Below are 14,006 nucleotides of genomic sequence, written 5' to 3'. Positions count from 1 at the left end.
CGCCCTCAGGAACAGCTTTTCGGCAGGGCCTCCTCGGGGGTCTTGTCGGAGGGCTGAAGCACCCCCTCGCGGATCGCGATCGGGGCGAAGGGCGGGGTGTCCTGGATCTGCGGATCGGGCTGGGCCAGCGTGTAGCAACCGGCAAAGACCTTCGCCGTGCCATCGGCATCGGTGGCGGTGATCGCGGCCGGAACGCTCCAGTAGGTCGTACCGGCAGCACCTTCGGGCTGCGCTTCGCCCAGCAGCAGCGTGACCGAGCGGGTGTCGGTATAGCCCGCCTTGAAGGTATCGTAATCGGGGCGTTGCTCCTGGGCGAAATAGCTCCAGGCGCGCAACACCTCGTGGCGGTCGATGGCGTTGTAATAGGAATGCAGCACTGCCTCGGGGGTGCTGCGGTCATCGCTGTAGGGGGGAAGCTGCGGCGCGTCCTGCGCCGCGGCAAGGCCGGGCGCCATCAGGATCGCCATCAGCCCAGGGATCAGCCGTTTCATCACGCGCGCTCCTTGTCGTGTTGGCGACAAGGTGGCGTTTCGGCGGAAAAAGTCACGCCAGGCGGCGACTTCCCGCCGTGCGCGCCGGGCCCAGCACCGGGGCGATCACCGCCACCAGCAGCGCGAAGGCGCCCAGCAGCAGGAAGGCCAGCCGCAACGATCCCATCTGCGAAAGCTGCCCGATCACCGGCGGGCCCAGCAGCATCGCGCCATAGCCCAGTGTCGAGATCGAGGCCAGCGCCTGTCCCGGCGGCACATCGGGATCCGAGGCCGCCCGGCTGACCGCCAGCGGCATCAGCGTGGCATAGCCCACCCCCATCAGCGCGAAGCCCGCCAGCGCCGCCGGCAGGCCCGGCAGCAGCACCGCCATGGCCACGCCAAGCGCCGCCGTCAGCCCGCCGCCCCGCGCCACCGGCACCGGCCCCGCCCAGGTGATCACCCGGTCTGCCAGCACCCGCGTCAGGAACATCGCCCCCGAGAAGACGGCGAAGCCCAGCGTCGCCTGCGCCTCGGTCGCGCCGATCCCCTGCGCCAGGAAGACCGCGCTCCAGTCCGCCATGGCGCCCTCTCCCAGACCCGAGGACAGGCCGATCAGCCCCACCAGCACCAGCGCGCCGCGCGGGATCGCGAACAGCTTGCCCTTGGACTTGCCCGGCGCGCGCTGTTCCGAGACCCAGGGAATGCGCATGAAAGGCAGCAGGATGCACACCATCACCAGCGCCGCGATCAGGAAATGCAGCGGCATCGGCGTGCCCAGCCGCACCAGCACGAAGCCGAGCGCCGCCGCCGTTCCGGTGCCCACGCTCCACATCGCGTGGATCGAGGACATCACCGCGCGGCCCATGTGGCGCTGCACCTCGGCCGCCCAGGAGTTCATGGTGACATCCATCGCCCCGTGCCCTGCCCCGAACAGGAACAGCGCCACGCCCAGGCCCACCGGCCCCGGCGCCACCGAGACGAACAGCATGGAGCCGACGATCCAGAAGGCCAGCCAGTTGGTGACCCGCCCCGCCCCCAGCTTGTCCGCCGCCCGGCCCGCCAGCGGGAAGGAGGCCAGCGCGCCGATGCCCAGCAGCAGCAGGTAGATCCCCAGAGAACCCTTGTTCAGCCCGTGCTGCTCCATCACGGCAGGCACGCGGGCGGCCCATGTGCCCATGCACATGCCGTTGAAGGCCATGGCGGCGGCGACCGCGCGCCAGGGGGTGCGAATGGCCATGAGCGGGCCTCCTGCAAGTGGCATCCGTGCGCACCGGCGGGCCGGGAGAACGGGCATGTGGTGGAATCCGGGCGGCGCGCAACGTCGCGGCGCCTCTCCCTTCGGACCGGCATCGCAGGTCACGCGATCACGCGCAAGTGACAGGAAGACGACGGCAGGGGCAAAAGCGCTCTTGCCTGCTGTGAGCGCTAGCAGCGGTTCAGGAGCGCGCCACCCGCCGGGCCCGCATCCGGGCGATCTGGGCCAGCGCCTCCGGCGGAGAGACCAGTGCGAAGATCTCTCGCATCATCTTCGCATCGGCCTTCAGCCCGGCCAGACGGCCCAGCTTCTGGGATTTCCAGGGGCTGTCGACACCGGGCCAGCGCACCACGGCGATGCGCAGCCCCTCGTGCAGCCAGATCCGGTTCATGAAGACCTCAAGCCCGAAACCCGGCAGGGCCGCGATTTCCGCGCTACGCGGCGCCAGCAGCGCACGCGGCAGCACGCGCTCCCCCGAGATGTAATCAAGACCGATGGCCCGCCAGAGCCAGGGAGAATTCCGCCGGAGCGAGATCGATACCCCGGCCCGCCCGCTGCGCACCGGGGCGATCAGCTGCTCCAGCGCCTCCGGGGTCAGGCCCTGAAGATCGGCATCCAGCAGCAGCAGGTGGCTGCCGCGGGCCTCGTGGATGCCGCGGGCCACGGCGCGGGACTTGCCGCCGTTCTGCGGCTGGCACAGCAGCCGGGCACGCGGATCGCCCGCCAGCGCCGTCTCGGCCTCCGACAGGGTGTCGTCGGAAGACCCGTCATCAATCACCAGGATCTCGTCCACCGCCGGGCAGGCGCGCAGCACCTCCAGCACGGGCCCGATGCGGCCCGCCTCGTTATAGGCGGGGATCAGGCAGGAGACGCTCAGTTGCATTTCCGGTGCATCCCGCGGCGGATGACCCAGGTGATGGCGACGACGCCCAGCACCCCGGCCATGATCAGGGATCCCTTGCCGATCCAGCCGTCGATCTTGGTGTAGGCCGAGCCCAGCGTGTAGCCCAGCACGACGAAAGCCAGGCTTTTGGGCACGGTGGCGATCAGGTTGTACCACAGGAACTGCGCCACCGGCATCTTCGCAAGACCCGCCGAGACCAGCACCAGAAAACCCGCCGAATGGGTGATCTTGCCGATGATCAGGGTACGTCCGCCCTTGACCTCGAAATGCTTTGCCAGCTGGGTCAGACGGGCGCGGTTCAGGCCGAATTTCAGCCGAAGCTTCGGCGGCACATGGCCCAGACCCCAGCGGCCAAGCGCATACATCAGCCCGTCCCCGAACAGGTCGGCGGCAATCACCACCAGTGTCAGGCTGACCGGATCGAACACCCCGCGCGAGGCCAGCCAGGCCGCGATCACGGTGACGATGGGACCTTCGATGACTGCGATAGGAGCGACGATCCAGAGACCCTTGGCCGACATCAGGGCCACGATGCTCTCAAGTCCGAACATGATGTCCTTTCGTGCGGGACGACTTCTTGCGGGTCACGGCCTGGCCCTGCCAGGTCAGCCCTCCTCCGAACCATGTGGCGTACCACACCACCGGCAGCAAGAGGTCCCGCAGGATCATGGCAAACAGATCCCGAAGCCCCGAGGGCCAGCCCGCCAGCCGCGCCATGCCCCATTCCATGCCGTACCAGCCGCACAGCAGGATCGGCACGGTCCAGTCGGGCAGCGCCCCCATGGACCACAGCCCCGCCAGCCCCACCACCGACAGGAGCGGGCCCTGAAGGATCTCGGCCAGGAAGATCAGCGGAAAGCCTTCGCGGCGGATCTGCGACCAGCGAAGCTGGCGCGCCCAGACGGTCCTGGGCGTGCGTTTCGGCACCGGCTGGTCGTAAAGGCGGTTGGTCAGGCGGACCCGCAGGCCCTGGGCGCGCACCATCTTGGTGGAGGCCACGTCCTCGGCGAGGTTGCCGGCCAGCGCCTGCACGCCACCGCCCGCCTCCAGAACGTCGCGGCGGTAGGCCAGCGTCTTGCCCTGGGCAAAGCCATGGCCAAGCGCGTCCGCCGCCAGCTGCCAGCGGGCCTGGTTGGTGTTCAGGAAGGCGCATTCCACGGCGGCCCAGACGTTTTCGGCACCGCGCCCGATCGGCGGCCCCGACACCATGCCGACGCCGGGTTCGAAACGCTCGACCAGGCGCCAGATGTAATCCTCGGGCAGCATCAGGTTCGAGTCGGTCATCACCACGATCTCGCCGGTGCTGGCCTCCCAGCCCTTCTCGACATTGTTGAGCTTGGGATTGCCGCTGAAATGACGATCACCGACCAGGATGCGGGCATTGACCTTCGGACGTGCCGCCATCAGGTCGCGGATGAAGGGCAGCGCCGGGTCGTCCCCTTCCGCCGCGCAGAACAGGATCTCGAGGTTGGGATAATCCAGCTTGAAGGTCGAGGCGAGCGTTGCCAGCTCGGCCGGATCAAGGCCGCGCACCGGTCGGATCAGGGTCACCGGGGGGCTTGCCAAGAAGGGACGCACGGGCGGTTCCGCGCCGCGATAGCGCCAGGCGGCAAGGGTCAGGGTCATCAGATGCACGGCCAGCGGGATCGCCACAAGCACCGGGCAGATGATCAGGAGGACGCTTTCCATATGCTTCCCTCCGACAGGGGTTCTGGACGCGCGGCGGCAATCGCCGGCGCAGGCTCTTCGGCCTCGTTGAGCAAACGCATGGTTCCATTGGACAGTTCCACCAGCCCGGTCTGGCTGTCCACCCAGTCCCCGCAGTTGGCGAAGAGGAAGCCCTGGCTTTCGCGCAGGGCCGGCTGGTGCGAATGGCCGCAGACCACGCCGTCGCAGCCATGGGCCCGGGCAAGCTCGGTCACGCGCGCCTCAAAGCGCGGCCCCATGGCAAGGAAGGAGTGGACGCGGTCGATTCCCCATTCGAGGAAGGTCCGCTGCGCCTCGGGCAGGTTGCGGATGCGGCGCAGCAGGTCGTTGGCGGCCCGCGCGGTGCCGTCGACGCGGCTGCCGAAACGGGTCATGAAGTGCCAGCGCAGCATGCGCGGATCGCACTGGTCGCCATGCACGACCAGGTAGCGACGGCCATCGGCGCTGTGATGGATCGCGGTTTCGGCCATGGTCCACTGGCGGATCGGAGACTGTTCCGCACGCCGCAGCATGGCATCGTGATTCCCCGTGAGATAGATCACCTCGGCGCCGCGTTCGGCATGGCCGACCAGCTCCATGATGATGGCATCATGGGTGTCGTCCCAATGCACCTTGCCGCCGTGCCAGATGTCGAAGATATCGCCGACCAGGTAGATCTTCTCGGCCTGGAAACGCCTTAGAAACCTGAGGATCCTGTCAGTCTGGGCGCTGCGTGCGCCAAGATGGAAGTCTGACAGGAAGACCGTACGGACAAGTTCGCGACCTGACGCTCGCGGCGCATCGAACGCCATGTCATGCTCCACATTTGCCGGCCCCGCATCGCTGCGGGCAACTGTTAAAGGGTATATGTCCGCAGAATATTTCTTCAATGTGACAGCGCTCGCAAAATACCCATCTCACGCAAGCTTGTAGCGTGTTACAGTGCAGGTGCAGCATCTCGGCCACACCTGCGGGTTGTACGCCTTTAGCCCTGCTGACGCAACGCGCGCCAGACCAGCCAGGTTTCCAGGTCGCCTGCAAAGGCGTTTATGTCGACAATGCCGCTGATCCCCGGCACCACGCCCGTCCCGGTATATTGCCAGAAGCTCCAACGTTCGTTGGGGTATCTTTCCGACGGGTGCCCGGCCACCGAGCGCAGCCAGAATTCGTAACCCACCATCGAGCCCAGGTCGTTATCGGCAAAGAAATCCGGTGTCGTATAGATCACCGGCGGGGTGCCGTAATGCGGTGTCACGATATTGACGAACTGGCGAATCTCCTGACGCACCGTCTCGGGGTCGGGGAAACGGCGGCAGGTCTTGGACTGGTGATTCCACTCGATGTCCAGCACCGGCGGAAGATCGCCGGGCACGTAGGGCACGTTCTTGATGTACCAGTTCGCCTGCTCTGCCGGGGTACGGCAGAAATAGAAGAAGTGGTAGGCGCCCACCGGCACGCCGGCGGCACGGGCGCGCGGCGCGTTCACCGCATAGCCCGGATCGATGTAATCGCCGCCCTCGGTGGCCTTCAGCCAGGCGAAGGCCACGCCATGGGCCCGGGCCTGGGCCCAGTTTATATCGCCCTGGTAGCGCGAGGCATCGATGCCGTGCACCTGGTAGAGATCCGGGGTCACGCCCTTCCATTCATGGGGCTTGGTATCCCCAAAGACCTTCGGGATGCCCTTGGCACGATAGTCCTGCGCGCGCAATTCGCGCGGCGCCGCCATCTTGCCGGTGCGGGGGCCCCCGGAACACCCCGCCAGAACGGATGCCGCGCACAGGGCCAAGACCCCTGCCCGGATGCTCCGCTGCATTGCCTGCATCTTATCTCCTGCCTCTCGCGTCCTGCCCGTTTTGCCCGCAACCTAGGGCGGTGGCACCGGCTTTCGACCGTGTTTTTTCCGGACCGGACCGCGCGCTTCTGTGGCGGCGCATCCGACCGGCGCGCACAGCCAGATCAGAGCCGCGTGCAACAGTCGAGGGGTGGCATGGAGACAGCCGCAAAAACGCGGGGCCTTGCCGGTTCGTCAGCGATGTTCGGAAGGAAGAGGAAGGGGGGAACGCGGCAGCCCCTAGGGAGGAGGAGTGGGGCTGCCGCTGATTTCCGAGGCTCAGGGAGGAGGAGGAGAGCCCCAGGAAAACCCTTCGACGTCAATGACGTCTTGTGAAGACTATGTGCCATGCCGCGGCGCACCGGGCAACCATCGCCACGTCAGACCCGCCTTGCGTCCAGCGCATGGCGCGTGTCAGACCGGCGCCCGGTCATCCGAGATCACCTGGTTGCGCCCCCCGGACTTGGCGGCATAGAGCGCCCGGTCGGCCCGGGCCACCACCTGTTCCGAAGAGCCCGCCGAAAGCGGCGCCACCACCCCGATGCTGACCGTCGCCGCGATCCGTTCGCCGCCCGGCAGCACGACCCCGCGCCGGGCAACCGTCTGGCGCACCCGCTCGGCGGCGGAAAAGGCATCCTCGGCGCGCAGACCCGGCAGGACCACGGCGAATTCCTCGCCGCCGTAGCGGAACACCATGTCGCTTTCGCGGGCCTCGGAGGCCAGGCTTTCGGCGACCTGACGCAGCGCCTCGTCGCCGGCCAGGTGGCCATGGGTGTCGTTGAAGCGCTTGAAGTGATCGACATCCAGCATCATCAGCGCAAAGCCGTTGCCGGGAGTTCCCAGCTTGTCGACCTGTTCATGCAGAACCCGGTCGAAGGCCCGCCGGTTGTTGAGCCCGGTCAGGCTGTCGGTCTCGGCTGCGAGCGCAAGGGCGGTCTCCTGCTGGACGATCTGGCGGGTCATGGCATTGAAGGCATTGGCCACCTTTGCCAGCTCCGGGGGCACGGTCACGTCGATCTGGCCCGTCCGGTCCCCCGAGGAAATGCTGAGTGCCCCGGCCACCAGCCGGTCGGTGCTGTTGATCAGCGCCCGGTCGATGATCTGCACCGCCGCCACCGCGAAAAGCAGCGTCAGCACGGCCGCGCCCGCCGCCAGGTATTCCAGCCGCCGGATCGCCGCCAGCGCCCGGGCATGGCTCTGCTCGTTCTCAAGCCGCAAATCTTCCGAGAGGATTTCCAGGCGGCGCGCCGTCTCGCTCACCACGTCCTCGAAGCGCTGCAACGCCGGATCGGAGGTTTCCGGAGAGCCCGGCTGCACCGCGGCGGCAGCCTTCAGCACCTCGTCCCATTCGCCCTCCGCGCTGCGCAGGACGGGGCCATAGCGGCCATAGCTTCCGATCGCGCCCTCCAGCGCCGCCAGGTGGCGCGCGACCTCGCCCTCGGTAACCTCGAAACGGCGATGAAAGCCCTCGGCCCCGTTGTCGGCATAGTCGTTGACGGCCGTGCTCAGGTCCCACAGCTCTCCCTGCAGGCGTTCGAGCGGCAGCATCACCCGGTGCTGCGCCACCAGCACGCTGCGGAAGGGCTGCGCGATCTGGCCGTGGAAGGTTGCATAGACCACCGCCCCCATCACGAAGACCGGCAGCAGGGCCACCAGCATCCCCAGCATCAGCCATGTCCGAAGGGAAAACCGGCGCATGGCCTCGATCAGTCCGGTTCCACGCTGTTGTGTCGTCATGCCTGCATCGCCCGATCGGTTGCGAAGATCCGATATATGTTTCCCACCCTGCCCCCGGGCTGTCGACCGGGAAACCGGCCCCGCCGGCGCAAGGTCTGCGGGGCACGCGCCGCTGCAACAGACTGCACGCACCCGTAACATCACGAAGCCGCGAGGCAGAAGTGATGCCCCCGGCCCGACCGGCCTGCGCAAAGCGCCGCTGTCCAGGCCCGATCTCCCCGACCGCCGCACCGGGAATTTCCTGATTTTTCAGGGACTGCGCCCAAGCCATACCGCCGGATCACCTTGCGAAACAAGGGCAAAACCACGTTTCCGTGAGGCACCTCCCCGGGATCACGACAGGGCGGAACCACGCAAATCCCGTCACCGACCTGTCACATGCGCCGTGCATCAGCGCCGCGACACCGCCCGGACACGGCCCGCCACGAGGGCAGGCAGACCCGGCACCGGTTGACGCTGACACAGCAAAGGAGACCCCATGTCCCTCAGCATGACCCGCAAGGCCCTTCTGGCCGGCGCCGCGCTTTTCTCCGTTTCGGCAGGTGCCGCCTGCGCCGCCGACATCTCGGGCGCGGGGGCGACCTTCCCCTACCCGATCTATTCCGACTGGGCGAAGACCTACCAGTCCGAGACCGGCACCGGCCTGAACTACCAGGCCATCGGCTCGGGCGGTGGCATCAAGCAGATCGAGGCCCGCACCGTGACCTTCGGCGCCTCCGACGCGCCGCTGAAGGGCGACGCGCTGAAGCAGAACACCCTGGTGCAGTTCCCCACCGTCATGGGCGGCATCGTCCCGGTGGTGCATATCGACGGCATCGAGCCCGGCAAGATGGTGCTGGACGGCCCGACCCTGGCCAAGATCTACATGGGCAAGATCACCAAGTGGGATGATCCGGCCATCGCCAAGCTGAACCCCGACCTGAAGCTGCCCTCCAAGGCGATTGCCGTGGTCTACCGTTCGGACGGCTCGGGCACGACCTTCAACTTCACCACCTATCTCGGCGATGTCTCGGCTGACTGGAAAAGCAACGTCGGCGTTGCGACCTCGGTCGAATGGCCGACCGGCATCGGCGCCAAGGGCAACCAGGGCGTGGCCGCCGACGTGGGCCAGACCGCGAATTCCATCGGTTACGTGGAATATGCCTACGCGCTGCAGAACCACATGACCTACACCGACATGATCAACGCCGCCGGCAAGCGCGTCGCCCCCAAGGCCGATGCCTTCGCCGCCGCCGCCGCCAATGCCGACTGGTCCAGCCAGCCGGGCTTCGGCGTGATCCTCGCCAACCAGCCGGGCGATGCGACCTGGCCGATGACCGCCGCCACCTTCATCCTGATGCATTCGGATGCCAAGGACGCGACCGCCTCGGCCGAGGCGCTGAAGTTCTTCGACTGGGCCTATGCGAACGGCGATGCCGCTGCCGGCAAGCTTGACTACATCCCCATGCCCGACAGCGTCGTGGCATTGGTCAAGCAGGAATGGCAGCAGATCCAGGGCAGCGACGGCAAGCCGGTCTACACCGACGCCACCAACTGACCTGGTTTCGGCCGGGCGGGACAGTGCTCCGTTCCGCCCGGTCCGACCCCGATGCGTCCCGCCTCCGGGACCGCCCCGCCCGCAAGGCGGGGCCTTAGCTTTGGAAAAGGCCATGACCGCCATAGACATTCCCCCGCCCCTCTCGGATCCGCGCGCCCGCGCCCTGCGCGCGGACCGGATCGCCCACGGGGTCAGCCTGGGCGCGGCCCTCGTGGTGCTTCTGGTGCTGATCGGCGTGACGCTCTCTCTGGCGGCGGGCGCCTGGCCCGCCTTCCGCGACCTCGGCCCCGGCTTCCTGACCGCGAAGGTCTGGAACCCCGTGACCGACAGGTACGGCGCCTTCACCGCGATCTACGGCACGGTGATCACCTCGGTCCTCGCGATGCTCATCGCGGTGCCCATGGGCCTTGGCATCGCGCTTTTCCTGACCGAGCTCTGCCCCCGCCCGCTGCGCCGCCCCATCGGCATCGCGATCGAGCTTCTGGCCGGCATCCCCTCGATCATCTACGGGATCTGGGGGCTGTTCGTGCTGGCGCCGCTCATGCAGCATACGGTCCAGCCGCTGCTGATCGCCACGCTGGGTAATATCCCCGGGATCGGGGCCCTTTTCGCCGGCCCGCCCTACGGCATCGGGCTGCTGACGGCTGCGCTGATCCTGGCCATGATGGTGCTGCCCTTCGTCGCCTCGCTGACGCGCGACATCTTCCTGACCACGCCGCCGATGCTGCGCGAGGCCGCCTATGGCATGGGGATGACCACCTGGGAGGTCACCCGCCACATCACCCTCCCGAAATCCGCAACCGCCCTGGTGGGCGGCATGATGCTGGCCCTGGGCCGGGCGCTTGGCGAAACCATGGCCGTCACCTTCGTGATCGGCAATGCCCACCGGATGCCCGCCAGCCTGCTGCAACCGGGCACGACGATTTCCGCCGCCATCGCGAACGAGTTCAACGAGGCCAGCGCCGGCGCCTACAGTTCGGCGCTGATCGCGCTTGGCTTCGTGCTGTTCGTGCTGACCTTCCTGGTGCTGGCCGCCGCCCAGCTGATGCTGCGCCGCCTGGCGCGCCGCAATGGCCGATAGGAGACCCCCGATGCTGTCCCCCTCTCCCCGCCTGCGCCGCCGCAAAGCGCTGAATGCCGTGATGATGCTACTTGCGACCGCCTCGGCCGCCCTCGGGCTGATCGTGCTGGCGCTGATCCTGGGCGATCTGTGCTGGCAGGGCCTTTCGGCGCTGAATGCCCATGTTCTGAGCCAGGACACCCCCGGTCCGATGTCCGAGGGCGGCCTGCGCAATGCCATCGTCGGCTCTTTCCTGCTCTCGGGGCTGGCGGTGCTGATCGGCACCCCCATCGGGCTGTTTGCCGGCACCTACCTGTCCGAATACGGCCGCTATTCGAAGCTGGCGCAGGTGCTGCGCTTCCTCAACGACATCCTGCTGTCGGTGCCCTCGATCATCGTCGGCCTCTTCGTCTACCAGGTGCTGGTGCGCCCGGTGGGCCATTTCTCGGGGCTGGCGGGGGCCGTGGCGCTGGCGATCCTCGTGGTGCCGACCGTCGTGCGCACCACCGAGAACATGCTGCGCCTCGTCCCCGACCAGTTGCGCGAAGCCGCCCTCGCCATGGGGGCCCCGCGCTGGCACATGATCCGCCGGGTGATCTGGAAGGCGGCGCTGTCGGGCATTGTCACCGGCGTGCTGCTGGCCATCGCCCGCATCTCGGGCGAGACCGCGCCGCTTCTGTTCACGGCGCTCTCCAACAGCTTCTTCAGCCTCGACATGACGCGGCCCATGGCTTCGCTGCCGATCACCATCTACCAGTTCGCCCTCTCGCCCTACGAGAACTGGCAGGCCCTGGCCTGGGCGGGCGCCTTCCTCATCACCCTCACCGTGCTGGCGATCTCGGTCCTGGCACGGGCCGTCACCGCGAAAGGAGACCGCGCATGAGCCCCGACACCCTCGACCTGACCCGCACCGAGGCCGCCCATTTCACCGGGGTGGCGCGCGCCGCAAAGCCGCGCCTCTCGATCCGGGGCCTCGATTTCCATTACGGCACCACCCATGCGCTGAAGGACATCACCCTCGATCTGCCCGGGAACCAGGTGACCGCCTTCATCGGCCCCTCCGGCTGTGGCAAGTCCACCCTGCTGCGCTGCCTGAACCGGATGTATTCGCTCTATCCCGGCCAGCACGCCACCGGAGAGATCCTGCTGGACGGCCAGAACATCCTGGCGCCGGGCACCGACCTCAACGCGCTGCGGGTGAAGGTGGGCATGGTGTTCCAGAAACCCACCCCCTTCCCGATGTCGATCTGGGAGAACATCGCCTTCGGCCTGCGCCTTGCCGGTCTGAAGGCCCGCAGCGAACTGGACGCCCGGGTCGAGGCCGCGCTGCGCGGCGCCGCCCTCTGGGACGAGGTGAAGGACAAGCTTCAGGCCTCGGGCCTGTCGCTTTCGGGCGGACAGCAGCAGCGGCTCTGCATCGCGCGCACAATCGCCACCAAACCCGAGGTCATCCTGCTGGACGAACCCGCCTCTGCGCTCGATCCGATCTCGACCGCGCGGCTGGAAGAGACCATCCTGGAGCTGAAGGAGCGATTCACCATCGCCATCGTCACGCACAACATGGGCCAGGCGCAGCGGGTCTCTCAGCGCACGGCCTTCATGTATCTGGGAGAGCTGGTGGAATCGGGCGAAACGGCACAGATCTTCGAAAGTCCCCGCGCAGCCCGTACCCACGACTATGTTAGCGGTAAATTCGGTTAAAAGCCCACAATATAGCAAGGACGCTTTTGCATCTTTCGAAGGTGCAGGTGCAGAGATAAGACTGTCACATTACGTTAACACTAAGTCACTGCAATCGCGGTGGCTTTTTTTTCGCCCTAGGACACTTTGTCCACTTGATTGCGCTAGCTCACCTCCTAGTTGCCGAAATATTCCGCAACGCAGCGATTGATTATTTAAGGGTTCGTAGTAAATCAGACCCCGGGGAGGAGCTCTCAACAAAGGGCCTTCACCATGGAGGAAAGCAAGACGCACGCGGACCAGCACCTCGACGTTCTGCTGGTTGGCGGCGGTATTATGAGCGCCACGCTTGGCGTGCTCCTGCAGGAGCTCGAACCGGGCTGGACGATCGGGATGGTCGAGCGTCTCGATTCCGTTGCCGAGGAAAGTTCGAACGGGTGGAACAATGCAGGGACGGGACACTCCGCCCTTTGTGAGCTGAATTACACGCCTCAGATGGAAGACGGCAGCGTCGACATCTCCAAGGCACTCAACATCAACGAACAGTTTCAGGTGTCGCGCCAGTTCTGGGCGCACCAGGTCGAAACCGGCGTGCTGAAGGAGCCCAAAAGCTTCCTCAACTCCACGCCGCACATGAGCTTTGTCTGGGGCGAGAAGAACTGCGCCTTCCTGGAAAGCCGCTACAAGGCGCTTTCCACGAACGCGCTGTTTGCCGGCATGAAGTTCTCTACCGATCGCGCGGAGATCGCCCAGTGGGCACCGCAGATGATCGAGGGGCTGGATCCGAACGAACCCGTGGCCGCCACCTGGGCGCCGCAGGGCACGGACGTGAACTTTGGCGAGATCACCCGCCAGTTCGCGACCGCGATGTCGCGTTCCGGGAACTTCTCCCTGATGTGCGGCCACGAGGTGACCGACCTGCACCGTCTGCCCGACGGCGGCTGGAAGGTGTCGCTGCGCGACACGCATACCCGCACGCGCAAGGTCATCAGCGCCAACTTCGTATTCCTGGGCGCCGGTGGCGGCGCGCTGCCGCTGCTGCAGAAGTCCGGCATCCCCGAGGCCGATGACTACGCCGGCTTCCCGGTGGGGGGCTCCTTCCTGGTCTGCGACAACCCCGAGGTCGTCGCGCGCCACAATGCCAAGGTCTACGGCAAGGCTGCCGTGGGCAGCCCGCCGATGTCGGTGCCCCACCTCGACAAGCGGTTCCTCGATGGCCGCGAAGTGCTGCTGTTCGGCCCCTTCGCGACCTTCTCGACCCGTTTCCTGAAGACCGGCTCGCTGCTGGATCTGCCGAAGTCGGTGACCGCGAAGAACCTGCTGCCGACCACCCAGGTGGGCGCCACCAACCTCGATCTGGTGAAATACCTGGTCGGGCAGCTGCTGCTGACCGATGCCGCCCGCATGAAGGCCCTGCGCGCCTACCTGCCCGCGGCCAAGGACGGCGACTGGAAGCTGTGGCAGGCCGGCCAGCGGGTGCAGATCATCAAGAAGGAAGCGGGCAAGGGCGGCACGCTCAAGCTCGGGACCGAGATCGTCGCCTGTTCGGACCGCTCGATTGCTGCGCTGCTGGGCGCAAGCCCGGGCGCCTCGACCGCTGCGCCGATCATGCTGGAACTGCTGAAGAAGGTCTTCCCCGAGCGCGTGGAGGCCGACTGGCAGGCCAAGCTGCGTCGCATCGTGCCCAGCTACGGCCACACGCTGCACGAGGACGCCGTGGCAGCCGCCCGCAGCTGGAGCGAGACCTCGCAGGTGCTGGACCTGCCGGCCCCGCCGCCCGAGATCGCGGCCCTGGCCGAGACCCCGGAGACCGTCCTGCGGGTCGCCGCCGCACGCTGAGACCGCC

At 67.0% G+C, this 14,006-nt stretch carries 13 protein-coding genes; 5 read left to right on the top strand and 8 right to left on the bottom strand.

Annotation, left to right across the window (positions count from 1 at the left end; genetic code table 11):
* Positions 1–5: 5 nt before the first annotated feature.
* From KM176_RS03830 to KM176_RS03795, 8 genes are all read right to left on the bottom strand, one after another.
* On the bottom strand, positions 6–491 hold the full coding sequence (locus KM176_RS03830) for a hypothetical protein (RefSeq protein ID WP_160895298.1): 486 nt from the start codon (positions 489–491) through the stop codon (positions 6–8).
* A gap of 52 nt (positions 492–543) precedes the next feature.
* The gene (locus tag KM176_RS03825; protein ID WP_160895444.1) at positions 544–1,902 is read right to left on the bottom strand and encodes an MFS transporter; all 1,359 of its coding nucleotides are present in this window, start codon (positions 1,900–1,902) and stop codon (positions 544–546) included.
* A gap of 4 nt (positions 1,903–1,906) precedes the next feature.
* A complete protein-coding gene (locus KM176_RS03820) occupies positions 1,907–2,608 on the bottom strand; it encodes a glycosyltransferase family 2 protein (protein ID WP_160895297.1) in 702 nt (233 codons plus the stop codon).
* Positions 2,599–3,180: a DedA family protein gene (locus tag KM176_RS03815; RefSeq protein WP_160895296.1), complete on the bottom strand. Its 582-nt coding sequence runs from the start codon at positions 3,178–3,180 to the stop codon at positions 2,599–2,601. The genes KM176_RS03820 and KM176_RS03815 overlap by 10 nt, the downstream gene beginning before the upstream one ends.
* Complete coding sequence (locus tag KM176_RS03810; protein ID WP_160895295.1) at positions 3,167–4,318, bottom strand: ceramide glucosyltransferase; 1,152 nt, start codon at positions 4,316–4,318, stop codon at positions 3,167–3,169. The genes KM176_RS03815 and KM176_RS03810 overlap by 14 nt, the downstream gene beginning before the upstream one ends.
* Positions 4,300–5,127 (bottom strand): UDP-2,3-diacylglucosamine diphosphatase, encoded by an 828-nt coding sequence (locus tag KM176_RS03805; RefSeq protein WP_160895294.1) that lies wholly within the window; start codon positions 5,125–5,127, stop codon positions 4,300–4,302. Before KM176_RS03805 ends, KM176_RS03810 begins: the two co-directional genes overlap by 19 nt.
* 173 nt (positions 5,128–5,300) lie before the next feature.
* The gene (locus KM176_RS03800) at positions 5,301–6,116 is read right to left on the bottom strand and encodes a glycoside hydrolase family 25 protein (RefSeq protein WP_375372128.1); all 816 of its coding nucleotides are present in this window, start codon (positions 6,114–6,116) and stop codon (positions 5,301–5,303) included.
* Positions 6,117–6,560: 444 nt separating this feature from the next.
* On the bottom strand, positions 6,561–7,883 hold the full coding sequence (locus KM176_RS03795) for a GGDEF domain-containing protein (RefSeq protein ID WP_160895292.1): 1,323 nt from the start codon (positions 7,881–7,883) through the stop codon (positions 6,561–6,563).
* A 478-nt stretch (positions 7,884–8,361) separates the two neighbouring features.
* Here KM176_RS03795 and pstS point away from each other — a divergent pair, with 478 nt between their 5' ends.
* The 5 genes from pstS to mqo all read left to right on the top strand — a co-directional run bounded on the left by pstS (position 8,362) and on the right by mqo (position 13,999).
* A complete protein-coding gene (pstS, locus tag KM176_RS03790; RefSeq protein ID WP_236045166.1) occupies positions 8,362–9,420 on the top strand; it encodes a phosphate ABC transporter substrate-binding protein PstS in 1,059 nt (352 codons plus the stop codon).
* Positions 9,421–9,532: 112 nt separating this feature from the next.
* On the top strand, positions 9,533–10,501 hold the full coding sequence (gene pstC / locus KM176_RS03785; protein ID WP_160895291.1) for a phosphate ABC transporter permease subunit PstC: 969 nt from the start codon (positions 9,533–9,535) through the stop codon (positions 10,499–10,501).
* Between the two features lie 10 nt (positions 10,502–10,511).
* The gene (pstA, locus tag KM176_RS03780) at positions 10,512–11,363 is read left to right on the top strand and encodes a phosphate ABC transporter permease PstA (RefSeq protein WP_160895290.1); all 852 of its coding nucleotides are present in this window, start codon (positions 10,512–10,514) and stop codon (positions 11,361–11,363) included.
* Positions 11,360–12,181, top strand: a complete 822-nt coding sequence (pstB, locus tag KM176_RS03775; protein ID WP_160895289.1) for a phosphate ABC transporter ATP-binding protein PstB — start codon at positions 11,360–11,362, stop codon at positions 12,179–12,181. Before pstA ends, pstB begins: the two co-directional genes overlap by 4 nt.
* 252 nt (positions 12,182–12,433) lie before the next feature.
* On the top strand, positions 12,434–13,999 hold the full coding sequence (gene mqo / locus KM176_RS03770; RefSeq protein ID WP_215558761.1) for a malate dehydrogenase (quinone): 1,566 nt from the start codon (positions 12,434–12,436) through the stop codon (positions 13,997–13,999).
* The last annotated feature ends 7 nt before the right edge of the window (positions 14,000–14,006 follow it).

It is taken from the genome of Pseudooceanicola endophyticus, assembly GCF_018760365.1.
Taxonomy (GTDB): domain Bacteria; phylum Pseudomonadota; class Alphaproteobacteria; order Rhodobacterales; family Rhodobacteraceae; genus Pseudooceanicola; species Pseudooceanicola endophyticus.
The sequence above is the reverse complement of the archived record's forward strand: the minus strand, read 5'-3'. Positions and strand labels throughout refer to the sequence as shown.

Bases quoted from the DNA above. Each gene is read 5' to 3' on its own strand.
- KM176_RS03795 (WP_160895292.1), bottom strand. From the start codon at position 7,883: ATGACGACACAACAGCGTGGAACCGGACTGATCGAGGCCATGCGCCGG.
- KM176_RS03830 (WP_160895298.1), bottom strand. From the start codon at position 491: ATGAAACGGCTGATCCCTGGGCTGATGGCGATCCTGATGGCGCCCGGC.
- mqo (WP_215558761.1), top strand. From the start codon at position 12,434: ATGGAGGAAAGCAAGACGCACGCGGACCAGCACCTCGACGTTCTGCTG.
- KM176_RS03820 (WP_160895297.1), bottom strand. From the start codon at position 2,608: ATGCAACTGAGCGTCTCCTGCCTGATCCCCGCCTATAACGAGGCGGGC.
- KM176_RS03810 (WP_160895295.1), bottom strand. From the start codon at position 4,318: ATGGAAAGCGTCCTCCTGATCATCTGCCCGGTGCTTGTGGCGATCCCG.
- pstS (WP_236045166.1), top strand. From the start codon at position 8,362: ATGTCCCTCAGCATGACCCGCAAGGCCCTTCTGGCCGGCGCCGCGCTT.
- KM176_RS03815 (WP_160895296.1), bottom strand. From the start codon at position 3,180: ATGTTCGGACTTGAGAGCATCGTGGCCCTGATGTCGGCCAAGGGTCTC.
- pstB (WP_160895289.1), top strand. From the start codon at position 11,360: ATGAGCCCCGACACCCTCGACCTGACCCGCACCGAGGCCGCCCATTTC.
- pstC (WP_160895291.1), top strand. From the start codon at position 9,533: ATGACCGCCATAGACATTCCCCCGCCCCTCTCGGATCCGCGCGCCCGC.
- KM176_RS03805 (WP_160895294.1), bottom strand. From the start codon at position 5,127: ATGGCGTTCGATGCGCCGCGAGCGTCAGGTCGCGAACTTGTCCGTACG.
- pstA (WP_160895290.1), top strand. From the start codon at position 10,512: ATGCTGTCCCCCTCTCCCCGCCTGCGCCGCCGCAAAGCGCTGAATGCC.